Raw genomic sequence first — 16,349 nt, 5'->3', positions numbered from 1 at the left:
ACAAGTTGTCGCGTTCTCATATGCGTTAGGCATGGGCTTCGCTGGGGATCGACTCAACCCTATCGCGCCGCCGCACCCGTTACGCACCGCACCGGGGGCCGAGCGGTGTCCCGTACATCACAGCGAAACCCCGCCGGGCGGAGGCGCGCGGCGGGGCTTCGTGGATGCGTAACGGAGGGCTGTCGGTCAGCAACCGCCCGCGACCGCCGGGATGATGGAAACCCCGGCCCCATCAGGGGTGGGCGTCTCAAGACCGGACGCGAAGCGGACGTCGTCGTCGTTGACGTAGACGTTCACGAAGCGGCGCAGCTTGCCCTGGTCGTCGAGGACGCGGGCGCCGATGCCGGTGTGGTTCTTCTCCAGGTCGGCGAGGACGTCGGCGAGGGTGCCGCCCTCGGCGGTCACCTCCGCCTGGCCGCCCGTGTAGGTGCGCAGGATGGTCGGAATTCGGACGTTCACGCTCATTAGGCGAGACCAGCCTCTCGGAAGGAGTCGAGGTTCGGGCGGATGGTGGCGGTCGGCCCGGTGGTGGGGGCGACCGCGTCGAGGGTCTTGAGGCCGTCGCCGGTGTTGATGGCGACGGTGGTCTCGGAGGGGCTGATGCGGCCGTCCTCGACCAGCTTCTTCAGCACGCCGAAGGTGACGCCGCCGGCCGTCTCCGCGAAGACGCCCTCGGTGCGGGCCAGCTGCTTGATGGCGTCGACGACCTGCTCGTCGTTCACGTCCTCCACGGCACCGCCGGTGCGGCGGGTGATGTCGAGGACGTACGGCCCGTCGGCGGGGTTGCCGATGGCCAGGGACTTGGCGATGGTGTCCGGCCGGACCGGGCGGACCACGTCGTGCCCGTCCTTGTAGGCGCTGGACACCGGCGAGCAGCCCTCGGCCTGGGCGCCGAAGATCTTGTAGGGCTTGTCCTCGACGAGGCCGAGCTTGATCAGCTCCTTGAGCCCCTTGTCAATCTTCGTGAGCTGCGATCCGGAGGCGACCGGAATGATCAGGTTGTCCGGCAGCTGCCAGCCGAGCTGCTCGCAGATCTCGTACGCGAGGGTCTTGGAGCCCTCCGCGTAGTACGGCCGCAGATTGACGTTGGTGAAGCCCCAGCCCTCGCCGATCGGGTCGCCGATCAGCTCCGAACAGAAGCGGTTCACGTCGTCGTACGTGCCCTCGATGCCGACGACGTCGCCGCCGTAGACCGCGGCCATGATGACCTTGCCCTGCTCCAGGTCGTACGGGATGAAGACGCAGGAGCGCAGCCCGGCGCGGGCGGCGGCGGCGCCGACGGCACCCGCGAGGTTGCCGGTGGAGGAGCAGGAGAGGGTGGTGAAGCCGAAGGCGCGGGCGGCCTCCAGGGCGATGGCGACGACGCGGTCCTTGAAGGAGTGCGTCGGATTGCCGGAGTCGTCCTTCACGTAGAGATTCCCGGCGTCCACGCCCAGGTCGGCGGCGAGCCGGTCGGCCTGGATGAGCCGGGTGAAGCCGGGGTTCAGGTTCGGCTTGGCGGCGACATCGGCCGGGACGGGCAGCAGGGGGGCGTAGCGCCAGATGCTCTGCGGGCCCGCGGCGATCTTGTCCTTGAGCTCCTGCGGCGAGCCGGCCGGCAGGTCGTAGGCCACCTCGAGGGGGCCGAAACACTCCTCGCAGGCGAAGACCGGACCGAGGGGTACGCGGTGGCCGCATTCCCGACAGGACAGGGCGGCGGCGGGGCCGAGGTCGATCCCGGTGGCGGAAGCAATCGTCTGTACAGCCATGAAGCAGAGGCCTCTCTCCTCATCTTCCCCGCGACGGACCTCGCCGCAGGACGGAATTGGCACCATCTCCGCCGTGGACCTCTGCACTGAGGACCGGTCGGAGGGTTGCCGGGGCTTCAACGGGCCGTTCCCTCTGCCCCTCTGGATGAGCGGTATGAAGTTGTCACGCGCAAGCGTTCCACCCCGACATGCGGTGGTCACAGACGCTGTTCAAGACTGTAACCGAAGGCCGTGACAGTTGAGATAGTCGTCCGAACCGCGAGACACATCACATTGGGGAGGCTCGTACGTGCTTGCCGAGGTGGAGCACTGGCTCGGCCGCCGTTCCTGGTCGGCGGCCGACCGGCCGCTGTCCACGCTGCTGGCGGCCAAGCAGGCCCTGGGCCGGGCGGGCACCGTCAGCGTGGTCCTCCCCGCGCTGAACGAGGAGGCGACGGTCGGGGCCATCGTCGCGGCGATCCGCGCGGAGCTGATGACGGCCGTCCCGCTGGTCGACGAGCTCGTGGTGCTGGACTCCGGCTCCTCGGACGCCACCGCGAAGGTGGCCGAGGCGGCCGGCGCCCGGGTGGTGCACCGCGACGAGGTGCTGCCGCGGCTGCCGCCGGTGCCGGGCAAGGGCGAGGTGCTGTGGCGCTCGCTGCTGGCGACGTCCGGCGAGATCGTCTGCTTCGTGGACGCGGATCTGCGCGACTTCGATACGGCATTCGTGTCGGGGATCGTGGGCCCGCTGCTGACCGAACCGGACGTGCAGTTCGTCAAGGCGGTCTACGACCGCCCGCTGGACGGCGCCCCGGGCCAGGGCGGCCGGGTGACGGAGCTGGTGGCCCGCCCGCTGCTGAACCTGCACTGGCCGCAGCTGGCCGGCTTCGTCCAGCCGCTGGGCGGCGAGTACGCGGCCCGCCGCTCGCTGCTGGAGCAGCTGCCCTTCCCGGTCGGCTACGGGGTGGAGCTGGGCCTGCTCATCGACGCCCTGCACCTGGCGGGCCTGGACGCCCTCGCCCAGGTCGACGTGGGCGAACGCCACCACCGCCACCAGGACAGCCAGGCGCTGGGCCGGATGGCCGCGGCGATCTACCGCACCGCCCAGCTCCGGCTGGCCCGCGGCCATCTCGTACGGCCGCGGCTCACCCAGTTCGAGCGAGCGGATTCGGGGGGATTCGCGCCCCGCACCTTCGATGTCGACACCGAGGAGCGCCCGCCGATGACGGACATCCCGGAGTACGCCGAACGCCGGGCGGCCTAAGTGAACGTTTGCGCGAACGGTCGCATGGCTAGGCTCGGAGCATGGTCGTAGAGCACGGTGCGGCGATCGTTGTCGCCTCCAACCGCGGGCCCGTTTCCTACACCGGCCGTGAGGCCAGGCGTGGTGGGGGCGGGCTCGTATCAGGGCTGAGCGCGATCGGGCCCGAGGCCGGGGCGCTGTGGGTGTGTGCGGCGCTGGGCGAGGACGACCGGGAAGCGGCGCGGCGCAGCCCGTCGCGGCTGCCGGAGGCCGACACCGGCGGGCAGGCCGTGCGGATGCTGGACATCCCGCCGGAGACCTTCGGGGCGGCGTACAACGACATCGCGAACTCCGTGCTGTGGTTCGTCCACCACCAGCTCTACCAGACCCCGCTGGAGCCCGTCTTCGACGCGGAATTCCGGCGGAAGTGGGCCGCGTACGAGGCGTACAACGCCGCCTTCGCCGAAGCGATCGCCGAGGAGGCCGCGGAGGGCGCCGCCGTGGTGGTGCAGGACTACCACCTGTGCCTCGTCCCCGGGCTGCTCCGGGCGCGCCGCCCCGACCTCAGGATCGGGCACTTCTCGCACACCCCGTGGGCGCCGCCCGACTACTTCCGGATCCTCCCGGACGACATCGCCGAGCAGCTGCTCGAGGGCATCCTCGGCGCCGACCGCGCCGCCTTCCTCACCGAGCGGTGGGCGGAGGCCTTCGCCCGCTGCTGCGAGGAGCGCTTCGGCGACACCCGCGGCACCTGGCTCGGCGTGCACGGCCTCGGCGCCGACGCGGACTTCCTGCGCGAGCGCTCGCACCGCCCCGACGTGGCCGAGCGGATGGCCGCGCTGCGGGAGGAGATCGGCCCGGACCGGAAGACCGTCGTACGGGTCGACAGGACCGAGCTGTCCAAGAACATCGTGCGCGGGCTGCGCGCCTACGAGGCGCTGCTGCGCGACCACCCCGAGCACCGCGAGCGCGTGGTGCACGTGGCGTTCGCCTACCCGTCCCGCCAGGACCTGGCCGTCTACCGGGACTACACCGCCGAGGTCGAGCGGGTCGCCGAGGAGATCAACTCCGCGTACGGCACGCCGGACTGGCGCCCCGTCGTGCTGCACGTCAAGGACGACTTCGCCAGGTCCCTCGCCGCCTACCGGCTCGCCGACGTGGCGCTGGTGAACCCCATCAGGGACGGCATGAACCTGGTCGCGAAGGAGATCCCGGTGGTCTCCGACGACGGCTGCGCGCTGGTGCTCTCGCGGGAGGCGGGGGCGTACGCCGAGCTGGGCGAGGACGCCATCGGCGTCAATCCGTACGACGTCGAGCAGACCGCCCGCGCGCTGCACGAGGGGCTCGTCATGGAGCCCGACGAGCGGGCCGAGCGCACCAAGCGGCTGGCCGCGGCGGCGACCGCGCTGCCGCCGGCGGCGTGGTTCATGGCGCAGTTGGAGGCGCTGCGCGAGGGTCCGGGGAAGTCGGATCTGACGGACGAGACCCCGGACTAGGCGGACCGCGCCCGGCCGGCTGGGCGGACCGCGCCCCGTCCGGCTACGCGGACCGCGCCCCGTCCATCTCCTCCGCCAGCGCGTCCAGCAGCCCCACCATCCCGTCGGGCCCGTCCACGACGACGTCCGCCCGCTCCGCGAGCGCCACGACCTCCTCGCTGCCGCTGCATACCGTGAGCCCGGCCAGGCCCTCCGCGCGCAGCGTGTCCACCGCGTCGAAGGCCGCCAGGTCGCCCAGGTCGTCGCCGCCGTAGACGGCGGTGCGGGCGCCCCGCTCCCGTACGTACTCCGCCAGCGCGACGCCCTTGTCCATGCCGGGCGAGCGCAGCTCCAGCACAAAGCGGCCCGGCTCCACGACCAGGCCGTGGTGCGCCGCCAGCGCGGCCAGCGGCTCGCGGAGCAGCTCCACGGCGGCCTGCGGGTCCTCGGCCCTGCGGGTGTGCACGGCGACGGCCCGGCCCTTGTCCTCGATCCAGGTGCCGCGCCAGGCGCCCGCCTTGTCGAGCACGCCGGGCAGCTCGGCCCGTACCGCGGCGACTCCGGGGTGCGGGTCAGGGGCCCGTACGAGACCGGTGGCGGCGTCCCAGCGCTCGGCGCCGTAATGGCCGAGGACGACCAGGCGGTCCAGGCCCGGGGCGCCCGAGAAGCCGCCGTAGCGGACGGCGACCGCGGCCGGGCGGCCGGTGATGATGGCGACGGAGCCGAGCCGCGGGGCCAGCCGGCCGAGCGCGGCGACCGCGCCGGGGTGGGCGCGGGCGGAGTCGGGGTCGGCGACGATGGGGGCCAGCGTGCCGTCGAAGTCGAGGGCCAGCAGGGCTTCTTGGGGGCGGGTCAGGAGCGCGGCGAGGCCGGCGCGGCCGGCATCGGTGGCCGGGGCCGGGAGTCGGTGGCTGCCCATGGGCTTGAGCCTATCGGTGTCGTACCCGGGCGGTATCGTCGCGGCCATGAGTGATGCGCTGACAGAGCGGGATCTGGCCGTTCTGGCGCTGGAGCGGCGCTCCTGGGACGGCCCGGGCACGAAGGAGCGGGCGATACGGGAGCAGCTGGGCATGTCGCCCACGCGCTACTACCAGCTGCTCAACGCGCTGCTCGACGACCCGCGCGCGCTCGCGCACGACCCGGTCACGGTCAACCGCCTGCGGCGGCTGCGCGAGGCCCGCCGCGAGCGGCGCTGACGCGCCGGGGGTCCGCGATGAAGGAGATCCTGGGGGCTCCGCCCCCAGACCCCCTCACTCCATGCTCGACGCCTTCTGCGCCTCGTTCTGGATCTTGCCCAGGACCTTCTCCGGGTCGCCGCCCGGGTCCGCGGCCTTGCCGATGTTGTCCTTCACGGCCTGGTTGACGGCCGCCCAGGACGTCTTGCCCGCCGGGTAGAACTCCGCGGTCTGCAGCTGGTCGAGGAAGGGCTTGAGCTCGGTGGACCCGCGCTGCGCGGTCATCTTCTGCACCGCCGAGGTGGTGGTCGGCAGCAGCGCGTACTGCTCGGCGAACTCCAGCACCTTGTCGTCCTGGAAGACGTAGTCCAGGAAGGCGCCGATCTCCTTGCGGCGGCCGTTCTGCTTGAAGGCCATCATCCAGTCGACGACGCCCATGGTCGCCTCCATCGGGCCCTCGCGTCCCGGCAGCCGCTTGGAGATGCCGAACTTGATGTTCTTGGCGCGGATCTCCCGCATGAAGGTCGGGTGGCCGAAGATCATGCCGGCCTCGCCCTTGGTGAAGGCCTCGGCGATGTCGCGGCGGTTGGTCTCGCCGGGGGCGTTGTTGGTGAGGCCCGCGCCGGTGAGGTTCTTGCGTATCCAGTCGAAGGTCTCGACGTTGTTGTTCGAGTCGATGGTGTACGAGCCGACCTTGTCGGTGTAGCCGCCGCCGTTGCCGAGCATCCACAGCAGCGCCTCGGCCTGCGGTTCCTCGCGGCCGAGCGGGAGGCCGTACGGGATCTTCACGCCGGCCGCCTTGAGCGCCTTCGCGGCCGCCTTGATCTCGGCCCAGGACTCGGGGGCCGCGTCGGGGTCGAGGCCGGCCCGCTCGAAGAGGGTCTTGTTGTAGAAGAGCAGCCGGGAGCTGGAGGTGAAGGGCAGGCCGTACTGGACCCGGCGGTACTCGCCCGGCGCGGCGATGGCCGGGATGAAGTTGGCCTGGGCGGAGATGGTGAGCAGCTGGTCGGCGCTGTAGAGCTGGTCCTGGGCGGCGTAGACGGCGTAGGCGCCGATCTGCGCCAGGTCGGGCGCCTTGCCCTCCTTCACCATCTCGGCGACCTTGGCGTCGACGTCGTCCCAGAGGTAGGTCTGGACGTCGATCTTGATGCCGGGGTGCTTCTTCTCGAAGGCGCGGGCCAGCTTCTCCCAGTAGTGCTGGGAGCTGTCGGGCTTGCCCGGGGCGCCGTACTCGGCGGCCACCAGCTTCAGGGTGACCTCGTCACCGCCCGGTCCGCCGCTGCCGCAGGACGCGAGGGACATGGTCGACGCGGCGGCGACTCCGGTCGCCGCTATCCCCAGGAACCGTCGCCGCTCCACTGCAGTACCCACCTTGTGATGAAGAGTCCGAATTACCCCGCGGAAGACAGTCCTCCGCCTGACTAGGTCTACACCACTTGGGTGACGGGATCGCAACGGCCTCCCCAACTCTCCGGTAGCGGAAGGGTGGGCCGTCACCCCCGGCAACCATTGCCCGGATCCGGCCACGACTGCTAAGCAGGGGCGCGATTCCTGCCCCGTCCGGCACACCCGAGGAGCCTCCCGCACCATGGCCGCCGCCCATCAGTCCCGTACCGCAGCCGAAACCGCCACCCAGCCGGGCTGCTGGCGCAGAGCCGCCGAGGCCGTAACAAGTGGTGCCACCGCGGACGGGCTGCCGCAGCCCGGCGAGCGGGTCGCGGTCGTCGGCTGCGGCACGTCCTGGTTCATGGCGCAGGCGTACGCGCAGCTGCGCGAGGCCGCAGGCCAGGGGCTGACCGACGCCTTCGCCGCCTCGGAGTTCCCGGCCTCCCGGGAGTACGACCGGGTGGTGGCGATCAGCCGCTCCGGCACCACCACCGAGGTGCTCGAACTCCTGGGCGCGATACGCGGCAAGGCGGCGACGCTCGCGCTCACCGCCGACCCGTCCACCCCCGTCATGGACGCCGCCGACACCGTCGCGGTGCTGGACTTCGCGGACGAGCAGTCAGTGGTCCAGACCCGTTTCGCCACCACCGCGCTCGCCTTTCTCCGCGCGGGGCTCGAGGCGACAGGCCCGCTCCCCGAGGGTGTGAAATCGGTCACGGACGCCGCCGTCGATGCCGAGCTGGCGCTCACCCAGCCGCTGCCGCAGCCGGTCCTCGCCGCCGTCCAGTGGACCTTCCTCGGCCGCGGCTGGACGTACGGCCTGGCGCAGGAGGCCGCGCTGAAGATGCGCGAGGCGGCGCAGGCGTGGACCGAGTCCTACCCCGCGATGGAGTACCGGCACGGCCCGATCTCGATCACCGGGCCCGGCCGGGTGGCATGGCTCTTCGGCACCCTGCCCGAGGGCCTCGCCGGCGATGTCGAGCGGGTCGGCGGCCACTTCCGCGCCGACTCCACGCCCGTCGGCCTGGACCCGATGGCCGATCTCGTACGGGTGCAGCGGCTCGCCGTGACGATCGCGGAGGCAAAGGGTCTGGACCCGGACCGCCCGAAGAACCTGACACGCAGCGTCATTTTGAACAGCTGAGCCCTCCTGAACGGCTGATTCCACGACACCGCGCACGCATCCGGGCTCACTGGACTAGACCTGTCGCCGCTTTACACGCGAGACTGTCCCCCGTGAGACACGTCATCGCCCTTGATGTGGGCGGCACCGGCATGAAAGCCGCCCTCGTCGGGGCGGACGGCACGCTGCTGCATGAAGCCCGGCGGCCCACCCCCCGCGACGACGGCGCTCAGGCGGTGATCGCGGCCGTCCTCGACTTCGCCGCCGCGCTGCACGCCGAGGGCGAGGCCCGCTTCGGCGAGCCGCCCGCCGCCGCGGGGGTGGCGCTGCTGGGCGTCGTCAACGACAGAGACGGCATCGGGGTCTTCGCGGCGAACGTCCCCGGCTGGCAGGACATCCCGATCCGCGCCCTGCTGGCCGAGCGGCTCGGCATCCCGGTGTCGATCGGCCACGACATGCGTACCGGCGCCCTGGCCGAGGGCCGGCTGGGCGCGGGCCGCGGCGTCGAGCGCTTCCTCTTCATCGCCCTCGGTACGGGCATCGCCGCCGGCATCGGCATCGAGGGCCGGATCGAGCCAGGGGCGAACGGCGCGGCCGGCGAGCTCGGCCATGTCGTCGTACGCCCCGATGGCCCCCCGTGCGGCTGCGGTCTGCGCGGCTGCCTGGAGCGGGTCGCGTCCGCCTCCGCGGTCGGCGCCGCCTGGGCCGCGGCGTCCGGCGACCCGGAGGCGACGGCCGCGCACTGCGCGCGGGCGGTCGCGGCCGGGGACCCGGCGGCCGAGGCGGTCTGGGCGGACGCGATCGACGCGCTCGCGGCCGGCCTGCTGATCGGTGTGCGCCTGCTCGACCCCGCGGTGATCGTGCTCGGCGGGGGCCTGGCGGAGGCCGGCGACACGCTCTTCGTACCGCTGCGGAAGGCCCTCGCGGAACGGGTGACGTTCCAGAATCTGCCGCAGCTCGTCCCGGCGGAGCTCGGCGACGCCGCCGGCTGCCTGGGCGCGGGCCTGCTCGCCTGGGACCTGCTCGCCACCATCCAGTCAGAAGGCCAGACACAGGAGGCATCCGCCTGATGCGGGACCGCATTCAGCTCACCGGCGCCCGCGTGGTGCTGCCGACCGGGACAGTCGAGAACGGCACCCTGACCATCGAGGACGGCCGCATCACGGCTTCCGCGGACGCCCCGGCCACCGGCCGCGACCTGACCGGACACTGGATCGTCCCCGGCTTCGTCGACATCCACGTGCACGGCGGCGGCGGCGCGTCCTTCTCCGACGGTACGGCCGAGTCGGCGCTGACCGTCGCGGCCGCGCACCGGGCGCACGGCACCACGACGATGGTCGCCTCCACCGTCACCGGCGACCTCGACGACCTGGCCCGCCAGGCCGCGGTGCTCGCCGAACTGGTCGACGACGGCGAGCTGGCCGGCATCCACTTCGAGGGCCCGTTCATCTCCCCGCACCGCTGCGGCGCCCACCAGCCGGAGCTGCTCCGCGACCCGGCCCCCGCGGACGTACGCAAGCTGGTCGACGCGGCCAGGGGCAGCGCGAAGATGCTGACCCTCGCGCCCGAACTCCCCGGCGGCCTCGACTCGGTGCGGCTGCTCGCGGACGCGGGCGTGATCGCGGCGGTGGGCCACACGGACGCGACGTACGACGCGACGCTGGAGGCGGTCGAGGCGGGCGCCACGGTGGCCACCCACCTCTTCAACGCCATGCCGGTGCTCGGCCACCGCGCCCCCGGCCCGGTGGCGGCCCTGCTGGAGGACGAGCGGGTCACCGTCGAGCTGATCAACGACGGCGTCCACCTGCACCCGGCCGTCCTCGACCTGGCCTTCGGCTCGGCGGGCGCCGACCGGGTCGCCTTCATCACCGACTCCATGGGCGCGGCCGGCATGGGCGACGGCCGCTACATGCTCGGCCCGATGCACGTCGAGGTCACCGACGGCGTGGCCCGTATCGCCGAGGGACCGACGGCCGGCTCCATCGCGGGCTCGACGCTGACGCTGGACACGGCGTTCCGGCGCGCGGTGACGATCGACGGCGTGGCGGTGGAGGACGCCGTACGGGCGCTGTCTGCGAACCCGGCGCGCCTGCTCGGGGTCTCCGACCGGATCGGCTCGCTGGAGCCGGGCAAGGACGCGGACCTGGTGGTCCTGGACGCGGACTTCGTGCTCAAGGGCGTGATGCGCAAGGGCGCATGGGTGGTCGAGCCGTAACAAACGGCCCCAAGTCGGGGTCTAGCCCCAGCGCTCGCCGGATGGCAAGATCGCGAGCGCCATGTTCCTCACCGTCACCCTGAACGCAGCGCTCGACATCACATACCGGGTGCCGAGGCTGCGTGCCCACTCCACGCACCGCGTGCAAGAGGTGGACGAGCGGCCGGGCGGCAAGGGCGTCAATGTCGCCCGCGTCCTGGCCGCCCTGGGCAAGGACGTCACCGTCACCGGCTTCGCCGGCGGCGCCACCGGCGCGGCGCTGCGCAATCTGCTCGCCGCCGACCAGCGCGAGCGCCCGAACCACGCCCGCCTCACGGACGCGTTCGTCCCCATATCCGGCACCACCCGCCGCACCGTGGCCGTCGTGGACGCGTCCTCCGGCGACACCACCCAGCTCAACGAGCCGGGCCCGGCGATATCCCCGGCCGAGTGGCAGGCCTTCACCACCGCGTACGCCGGGCTGCTCCCCCGCACCACCGCCGTCGCCCTGTGCGGCAGCCTGCCGCCCGGCGTCCCCGTCGGCGCGTACGCCGAACTCGTCCGCGCCGCCCGCGCCGCGGACGTCCCCGTCCTCCTCGACACCAGCGGCGAGGCGCTGCGCCGCGGCATCGCGGCCCGGCCCGACCTGGTCAAGCCCAATGGCGACGAGCTCGCCCAGCTGACCGGCGTCACCGTCCCGCTGCGCGCCGCCCGCGACGCCCGCCGCCGCGGCGCCGCCGCCGTCGTCGCCTCGCTCGGCGCCGAAGGCCTGCTCGCCGCCACTGCCGACGGCGCCTGGCGCGCCGCCCCGCCGCAGACCATCGCGGGCAACCCGACAGGGGCCGGCGACTCCGCCGTCGCGGGCCTGCTTTCCGGCCTCGCCGACGGCCTCGACTGGCCGGCCCGCCTCTCCCGCGCCGTCGCGCTCTCCGCGGCGACGGTCGCCGCCCCCGCGGCGGGCGAGTTCGACCCGTCCACGTACGCCGCCGTGCTGGACCGGGTGGAGGTCGCCCCGCAGCCGCACGCAGCCTGACCTCGCCGCGCAACGTCGCGCGGAGCCGCGCCAGCACCGGAACGTAAAGGAAGCGCCATGCCCCTCGTCACCACCGCCGAACTGATATCCGACGCGCAGCGCGCCGGCCGGGCCGTCGGCGCGTTCAACGTGATCACCCTCGAGCACGCCGAGGCGATCGCCGCGGGTGCCGAGGAGGCGGGCGCGCCCGCGATCCTGCAGATCTCCGAGAACGCGGTGAAGTTCCACGGCGGCAGCCTCGCCCCCATCGCCGCCGCGGCCGCCGCGGTCGCCCGCGTCTCGAGCGCCCAACTGTCCCTCCACCTCGACCACGTGGTCTCCGAGGACCTGCTCCGCGCGGCGCACCCGGAGGGCTTCAGCTCGGTCATGTTCGACGCCTCGAAGCTGACTTACGGCGACAACGTCAAGGCGACGGCGGCGGCGGTGCGTTGGGGCCACGAGCGCGGCATATATGTCGAGGCGGAGCTGGGGAAGGTCGGCGGCAAGGAGGGCGAGAAGCCGCTCGACGCGCATGCGCCCGGGGTGCGTACGGACCCTGCGGAGGCGGCCGCGTACGTCGCCGAGACGGGGGTGGACGCGCTGGCGGTGGCGGTCGGCTCGTCCCACGCGATGACGGAACGCACGGCGACCCTCGACCACGACCTGATCGGCCGGCTGCGGGACGCGGTGCCGGTGCCGCTGGTGCTGCACGGCTCGTCCGGTGTCCCGGACACGGAGATCGCGGCGGCGGTCGCCTCCGGGATGCGCAAGATCAATGTCGGTACGGCCCTCAACACGGCGTTCACCGGGGCCGTACGCGAGTGGCTGACCGCCAATCCGGCGGCGGTCGACCCGCGAAAGTACACGGCCCCGGGCCGTGATGCGATGGCCGGGACCGTGTCTCGTTTTCTGCGGGTGCTGGGCTCTTAGCCGACGACCCGGATGGAGCGGATCGTGTCGCCCGCCTCGGTCTGGCCCCAGTGGTTGGGCTCGAGTATCTCCATCTGGCCGTTGCAGGAGTTGCCGCTGTAGACCTTGATCGTGCGCTTGGTCTGGTTGGAGACGGTCTTCCCGCCCCACGACGTCTTGCAGCCCGCCGAGGGGTTCAGGCCGCTGGTCTTCTTCGTGCCACCGAAGTTGTTCTTCGACCACGTACAGACCGAGCCCTCACGGCACTTCTCGGCGGCGGACGCGGACTCGGTGGCAAGCAGCGGCAGCATCGCGATGAGTGCGGTGCCGCCGAGTGCGATGAGCTTGTTCCTCAAGGGTGTTGCTCCTGATTCCCCGATGGATCATGGTCGGGGAACAGTTTCCACGTGCTTGATCGCTTCGGTCAAGCGATACCCGGGCCAAGCTCCGCAGGGCGGCGCCTACTTGTCCACCCAGCCCTTGACCAGCCACATCTGGTCGACGTTGGCGTGGCAGGTGTCCCCCGACTCACAGGAGATCTTGAAGGTGTTCTGGCCGGGCTTGGCCTCCACGTAGTTGTACGTCTTCGTCCAGCCCTTGTCCCACTCGTCACCCTCGGCACCCATGTAGTTCTTCATCTTGATGGGCATCGGATCGGCGCCATTGACACTCAAGGACATCTTGGCGTCCGCGGTCACGCCGTAGCGGGTGTACAGGGTGTACTTACCGGCCTCCGGGACCTTCGCGGTCCAGGTGACGGAGTCATTCGGGTTGCTGATCCCGGACACGTACTGCCCGTTCGGGGACAGCGCCCCGTCATGCTCCGAGGCGAGCTTCGCCGTGCCGCCCGGGACCAGCTCGCCCGCATTGCCCTTCGGCAGCGCCCCCGGCTTCTTCGGCTTGTCGCCGGTGTCCTTCGACTGCTGGGCGGTCGGGGACTGGCCGTCGCCGGCCTTGTCGTCGCCCTCGTCGCCGCCGCCGAAGTACATCGCGGCACCGATCGCCACCGCCACCGTCACCACGATGGCGACCGTGCCGAGCACCAGGCCGTTGCGGCCGCCGCCGTGGCCGCCGCCGCGGCGCGGGCGGTCGTCGTAGTCGTCGTAGCCGGGCGGGGGGCCCTGCGGCGGGCCGCCGTACGTCTCCGGCGCCGCGTAGTGCGCGTTGTTGCCCGGGTGGCCGTAGCCCTGCTGCGGCATGCCGCCGCCGTACGTGCGCTCACCTACGGGGCGCACCTGGGTGTACGAGGTGCGGGGGACGCCGGCTGTCGGCATGGGCGCCGCGCCACCGTCCGCCTGCCCGGCGCCCGGGGCCGCAGCCGCGCCGCCCTCCGGGCGGTACAGATGCGCGAACGGGTCGTCGTCTGCGGGCGGCGTGTTCGCGCCGTCGTGACCGGCGGTCATCTCCTTCTCACTCCCTGCTGGGCGCTGTGCTTCTGCTTAAAGCAATGACCGGCAGTCCACCGGCCACGGCGCAGCCTACCCCTTTCGGGTCAATGCCCGAGAACACCTGTGGGCGGCCGGAAGGTGAACTCCTGCCCCAAAAAATCTCAGCCAACCCGCCGGTGCTGGGCCTTCTGCGAGGACCGCGAGCGGGACCGCTTCTCCCGGTACATCCGCTGGTCGGCCGAGCTGAGAATCTCCTCACTCGACATCCCGCACTCTGCCCAGCCGATGCCGATCGAGGCCCCCACCCGCACCGCCCGCCCGTCGATCCGGATCGGCGGCACGATGGCGTTCCGCAGCCGTACGGACAGGTCGGCCGCCTCCGCGTGGCCGAGCCCGTCGGCCAGCACGACGAATTCGTCGCCGCCGAGACGGGCGACCGTGTCCCCGTCCCGTACGACACCGGTGAGCCGCCGGGCGACCTCGATGAGGACCGCGTCGCCGGTGTTGTGGCCGAAGCGGTCGTTGATCGACTTGAAGCCGTCGAGGTCGCAGAAGAGCACCGCGAGCCCCTTGGTGACGTGATCCGCCTCACCCGCGGGGGCGACCGCGTGCGCGTGGTGGCCGAGGCCCCCGGCCGGGTGGTCGTACGGGCCCGCGCCCATCCAGTCGCGCTCCTCGGCGCCGTCCGGGCCGCGGCTGTGGCCATTGCTGTCGGCCTCGACCGGGGAGCCGACCAGGCCGCGGGCGCGGGCACCCGGCGGGCGGGTGACCAGGCGGGTGGAGATCTCGGGCTCCGGGGCGGCCTCGCACAGCCGGGAGGCGAGGCGGGCGCGCAGCTCGGCGCCGTTGGGCAGGCCGGTCAGGGCGTCGTGGGAGGCGCGGTGGGCGAGATGCTGCTCATGCCGCTTGCGCTCCTCGATGTCCTCGACGTGGGTCAGCAGGTACTGCGGGCCGTCGGCGGCGTCGGCGACGACGGAGTTGCGCAGGTGGACCCACAGGTACGTGGCGTCGCGGCGGGCCAGCCGCAGCTCGGCGCGGCCGCCCTCGGCGAAGGTGCGCAGCAGGGTGCCGACGTCCTCGGGGTGCACGAGGTCGGAGAAGGACAGCCGGCGCAGCTGGGCGGGCGAGCGGCCGAGGAGGCGGCACAGCGCGTCGTTGACGCGGATGAGCCGCCCGTGCTGATCGCCGCCGAGCTCGGCGACGGCCATGCCGCTGGGCGCGTACTCGAAGGCCTGCCGGAAGGACTCCTCGCTGGCCCGCAGCGCCTGCTGCTCGCGCTCCAGGCGGACCAGGGCGCGCTGCATGTTGGCGCGCAGCCGGGCGTTGGAGATGGCGATGGCGGCCTGCGAGGCGAACAGCTGCAGCGCCTCGCGGCCCCACGGGCCCGGGATACGGCCGTTGGCGGGGGAGTCGACGCTGAGGACGCCGAGCAGCTCGCTGCCGGAGTCGTACATCGGGGCGAAGAGGCGGTCGCCGGTGACCCAGTCGCCCGGGGTGGTCGGGGGCGGGAGGTCGGGGTGCACCTGCGGGACGTCGTCGGTGTCGAGGACCCAGCCCTCGGTGTGCGGTATGTAACGCAGCTCGCCCCAGCGCTCGCCCATCGACAGGCGCCGCTCCCAGGAGGCGCGGGAGCCGATCCGGCCGGCCAGCAGGGCCTCGGTGGCGGGGCTGCCGGAACAGGCGGCCACGACGAGGTCGCCGTCGGCGCGGACGAGATTGACGGCCACCTGCTCGTAGCCGAGCGCGGCCACCAGGCCGTCGGCGACGGTCTGCAGCGTGTCGGCCAGGCTGCGCGCGGTGTTCAGATCCGCGAGCACTTGGTGCAGACGTTTGAGGCTGGCAAGGCGGACGTAAGGCTCCTGGTCCGTCTCCATCTCCCCTCCCCCTGTGCAACGCCCCCGTCGCTAGTGCCACGGCCACTGAATCACAGCGAGCTGCCCACCCGGTACTCAGGGTCAACATATAACAGCTGTCTGTGACTCAAGTCACAGAGATCGCTGAGGGTTTGGGGGCAGGTCCTAGGACCTGCCTCCGCCGAAGGCCCGATGCGATCGCGAACCCGTCGGGATTAACGTTCATGACGTGCTGCAGAAGACCGCTGAGGTGACCCATCCTGTTGGGGTGAGCGAGGACGAGTTCCGCGCCGCCATGTCCCGGCTGGCGGGGGGCGTGGTGCTGGTGACCGCGCGTGAGGATGACCTTGAGGACGTGGGCATGACGGCCACGGCCTTCATGTCCGTATCCCTCGACCCGCCCCTGGTGATGGTGAGCCTGCGCAACGGCTCCCGGATGGACGACCTGCTGACCGACCAGCCCGACTGGGCGGTGTCGGTGCTGTCGGAGTCACAGCGGCATATCGCGGGGCGCTTCGCGATGAAGGGGCGGATCAGCGACCGGCTGCTCTTCGAGGACATCCCATACGCGAGGGGCGAGGTGACGGACGCGCCGCTGGTGCGGGGCGCGCTGGCGGTGCTGGAGTGCCGGACCGAGCAGCGGGTGCCGGCCGGGGACCACACGCTGGTGATCGGGCGGGTGCTGACGGCGGGGGTGCCTAGCGCGGAGGGCGGGCCGCTGATGTATTTCCGGGGGCGGTACCGGACGCTGGGGTGACGCTGGGGTGAGGGGCGGCCAACTTGGCATCGGATGGTGACGGTCGCGTCGCCGTCGCGCTCTTGGTCGCGGTGCGGGTGGGGGAGGCTGGCTGCGAAGGAGTGGGG

Annotated in this window: 16 protein-coding genes and 1 riboswitch; of the genes, 9 read left to right on the top strand and 7 right to left on the bottom strand. The window is 72.3% G+C overall.

Translation table 11 applies throughout. From position 1 onward, the window contains the following. Positions 1 to 186: 186 nt before the first annotated feature. The gene (locus G5C51_RS21775) at positions 187 to 465 is read right to left on the bottom strand and encodes a MoaD/ThiS family protein (protein ID WP_165239833.1); all 279 of its coding nucleotides are present in this window, start codon (positions 463 to 465) and stop codon (positions 187 to 189) included. After that, positions 465 to 1,748: a threonine synthase gene (gene thrC / locus G5C51_RS21770; RefSeq protein ID WP_165239832.1), complete on the bottom strand. Its 1,284-nt coding sequence runs from the start codon at positions 1,746 to 1,748 to the stop codon at positions 465 to 467. Before thrC ends, G5C51_RS21775 begins: the two co-directional genes overlap by 1 nt. Before the next feature lie 16 nt (positions 1,749 to 1,764). Continuing rightward, positions 1,765 to 1,900: riboswitch (SAM riboswitch) on the bottom strand. 137 nt (positions 1,901 to 2,037) lie between these two features. Between thrC and G5C51_RS21765 the strand changes: the two genes are divergently transcribed. Together G5C51_RS21765 and G5C51_RS21760 are read left to right on the top strand one after the other, a co-directional pair. Beyond that, entirely contained in the window at positions 2,038 to 2,991 is a 954-nt protein-coding gene (locus G5C51_RS21765; RefSeq protein WP_165239831.1) for a glucosyl-3-phosphoglycerate synthase, read from the top strand. Between the two features lie 41 nt (positions 2,992 to 3,032). After that, a complete protein-coding gene (locus G5C51_RS21760) occupies positions 3,033 to 4,466 on the top strand; it encodes an alpha,alpha-trehalose-phosphate synthase (UDP-forming) (protein WP_165239830.1) in 1,434 nt (477 codons plus the stop codon). Between the two features lie 43 nt (positions 4,467 to 4,509). Here the strand turns inward: G5C51_RS21760 and otsB are convergent, their stop codons facing one another. Further along, positions 4,510 to 5,364 (bottom strand): trehalose-phosphatase, encoded by an 855-nt coding sequence (otsB, locus tag G5C51_RS21755; protein ID WP_165239829.1) that lies wholly within the window; start codon positions 5,362 to 5,364, stop codon positions 4,510 to 4,512. A gap of 46 nt (positions 5,365 to 5,410) precedes the next feature. Here otsB and G5C51_RS21750 point away from each other — a divergent pair, with 46 nt between their 5' ends. Beyond that, positions 5,411 to 5,641 carry a DUF3263 domain-containing protein gene (locus tag G5C51_RS21750; protein WP_165239828.1) on the top strand — a complete coding sequence of 77 codons (231 nt, stop codon included), beginning with the start codon at positions 5,411 to 5,413 and terminating at the stop codon, positions 5,639 to 5,641. 54 nt (positions 5,642 to 5,695) lie between these two features. Here the strand turns inward: G5C51_RS21750 and G5C51_RS21745 are convergent, their stop codons facing one another. After that, on the bottom strand, positions 5,696 to 6,979 hold the full coding sequence (locus G5C51_RS21745; protein WP_165239827.1) for an extracellular solute-binding protein: 1,284 nt from the start codon (positions 6,977 to 6,979) through the stop codon (positions 5,696 to 5,698). Between the two features lie 229 nt (positions 6,980 to 7,208). Between G5C51_RS21745 and G5C51_RS21740 the strand changes: the two genes are divergently transcribed. From G5C51_RS21740 to G5C51_RS21720, 5 genes are all read left to right on the top strand, one after another. Beyond that, the gene (locus tag G5C51_RS21740) at positions 7,209 to 8,150 is read left to right on the top strand and encodes an SIS domain-containing protein (RefSeq protein WP_165239826.1); all 942 of its coding nucleotides are present in this window, start codon (positions 7,209 to 7,211) and stop codon (positions 8,148 to 8,150) included. 92 nt (positions 8,151 to 8,242) lie between these two features. Then, positions 8,243 to 9,199, top strand: a complete 957-nt coding sequence (locus G5C51_RS21735) for an ROK family protein (RefSeq protein WP_165239825.1) — start codon at positions 8,243 to 8,245, stop codon at positions 9,197 to 9,199. Further along, the gene (gene nagA / locus G5C51_RS21730) at positions 9,199 to 10,344 is read left to right on the top strand and encodes an N-acetylglucosamine-6-phosphate deacetylase (RefSeq protein WP_165239824.1); all 1,146 of its coding nucleotides are present in this window, start codon (positions 9,199 to 9,201) and stop codon (positions 10,342 to 10,344) included. Before G5C51_RS21735 ends, nagA begins: the two co-directional genes overlap by 1 nt. 61 nt (positions 10,345 to 10,405) lie before the next feature. Beyond that, complete coding sequence (locus G5C51_RS21725) at positions 10,406 to 11,356, top strand: 1-phosphofructokinase family hexose kinase (RefSeq protein ID WP_165239823.1); 951 nt, start codon at positions 10,406 to 10,408, stop codon at positions 11,354 to 11,356. Between the two features lie 57 nt (positions 11,357 to 11,413). Next, positions 11,414 to 12,265, top strand: coding sequence for a class II fructose-bisphosphate aldolase (locus G5C51_RS21720; RefSeq protein WP_165239822.1), 852 nt, complete (start codon positions 11,414 to 11,416; stop codon positions 12,263 to 12,265). On the opposite strand, the gene G5C51_RS21715 is transcribed toward G5C51_RS21720, so the two are convergent. The 3 genes from G5C51_RS21715 to cdgB form a co-directional block, all read right to left on the bottom strand. Further along, a complete protein-coding gene (locus G5C51_RS21715) occupies positions 12,262 to 12,600 on the bottom strand; it encodes a peptidase inhibitor family I36 protein (RefSeq protein WP_165239821.1) in 339 nt (112 codons plus the stop codon). The genes G5C51_RS21720 and G5C51_RS21715 overlap by 4 nt on opposite strands. Before the next feature lie 105 nt (positions 12,601 to 12,705). Continuing rightward, positions 12,706 to 13,647: a carbohydrate-binding protein gene (locus G5C51_RS21710; RefSeq protein WP_165239820.1), complete on the bottom strand. Its 942-nt coding sequence runs from the start codon at positions 13,645 to 13,647 to the stop codon at positions 12,706 to 12,708. 146 nt (positions 13,648 to 13,793) lie between these two features. Beyond that, positions 13,794 to 15,506 (bottom strand): diguanylate cyclase CdgB, encoded by a 1,713-nt coding sequence (gene cdgB / locus G5C51_RS21705; protein WP_165239819.1) that lies wholly within the window; start codon positions 15,504 to 15,506, stop codon positions 13,794 to 13,796. Positions 15,507 to 15,780: 274 nt separating this feature from the next. Between cdgB and G5C51_RS21700 the strand changes: the two genes are divergently transcribed. After that, the gene (locus tag G5C51_RS21700) at positions 15,781 to 16,242 is read left to right on the top strand and encodes a flavin reductase family protein (protein ID WP_206314168.1); all 462 of its coding nucleotides are present in this window, start codon (positions 15,781 to 15,783) and stop codon (positions 16,240 to 16,242) included. Positions 16,243 to 16,349: the final 107 nt, after the last annotated feature.

Source organism: Streptomyces coryli (genome assembly GCF_011044975.1).
GTDB classification, from domain to species: Bacteria; Actinomycetota; Actinomycetes; order Streptomycetales; family Streptomycetaceae; genus Streptomyces; species Streptomyces coryli.
The sequence above is the reverse complement of the archived record's forward strand: the minus strand, read 5'-3'. Positions and strand labels throughout refer to the sequence as shown.

Bases quoted from the DNA above. Each gene is read 5' to 3' on its own strand.
- G5C51_RS21775 (WP_165239833.1), bottom strand. From the start codon at position 465: ATGAGCGTGAACGTCCGAATTCCGACCATCCTGCGCACCTACACGGGC.
- thrC (WP_165239832.1), bottom strand. From the start codon at position 1,748: ATGGCTGTACAGACGATTGCTTCCGCCACCGGGATCGACCTCGGCCCC.
- G5C51_RS21760 (WP_165239830.1), top strand. From the start codon at position 3,033: ATGGTCGTAGAGCACGGTGCGGCGATCGTTGTCGCCTCCAACCGCGGG.
- otsB (WP_165239829.1), bottom strand. From the start codon at position 5,364: ATGGGCAGCCACCGACTCCCGGCCCCGGCCACCGATGCCGGCCGCGCC.
- G5C51_RS21750 (WP_165239828.1), top strand. From the start codon at position 5,411: ATGAGTGATGCGCTGACAGAGCGGGATCTGGCCGTTCTGGCGCTGGAG.
- G5C51_RS21740 (WP_165239826.1), top strand. From the start codon at position 7,209: ATGGCCGCCGCCCATCAGTCCCGTACCGCAGCCGAAACCGCCACCCAG.
- nagA (WP_165239824.1), top strand. From the start codon at position 9,199: ATGCGGGACCGCATTCAGCTCACCGGCGCCCGCGTGGTGCTGCCGACC.
- G5C51_RS21725 (WP_165239823.1), top strand. From the start codon at position 10,406: ATGTTCCTCACCGTCACCCTGAACGCAGCGCTCGACATCACATACCGG.
- G5C51_RS21720 (WP_165239822.1), top strand. From the start codon at position 11,414: ATGCCCCTCGTCACCACCGCCGAACTGATATCCGACGCGCAGCGCGCC.
- G5C51_RS21710 (WP_165239820.1), bottom strand. From the start codon at position 13,647: ATGACCGCCGGTCACGACGGCGCGAACACGCCGCCCGCAGACGACGAC.
- cdgB (WP_165239819.1), bottom strand. From the start codon at position 15,506: ATGGAGACGGACCAGGAGCCTTACGTCCGCCTTGCCAGCCTCAAACGT.
- G5C51_RS21700 (WP_206314168.1), top strand. From the start codon at position 15,781: ATGTCCCGGCTGGCGGGGGGCGTGGTGCTGGTGACCGCGCGTGAGGAT.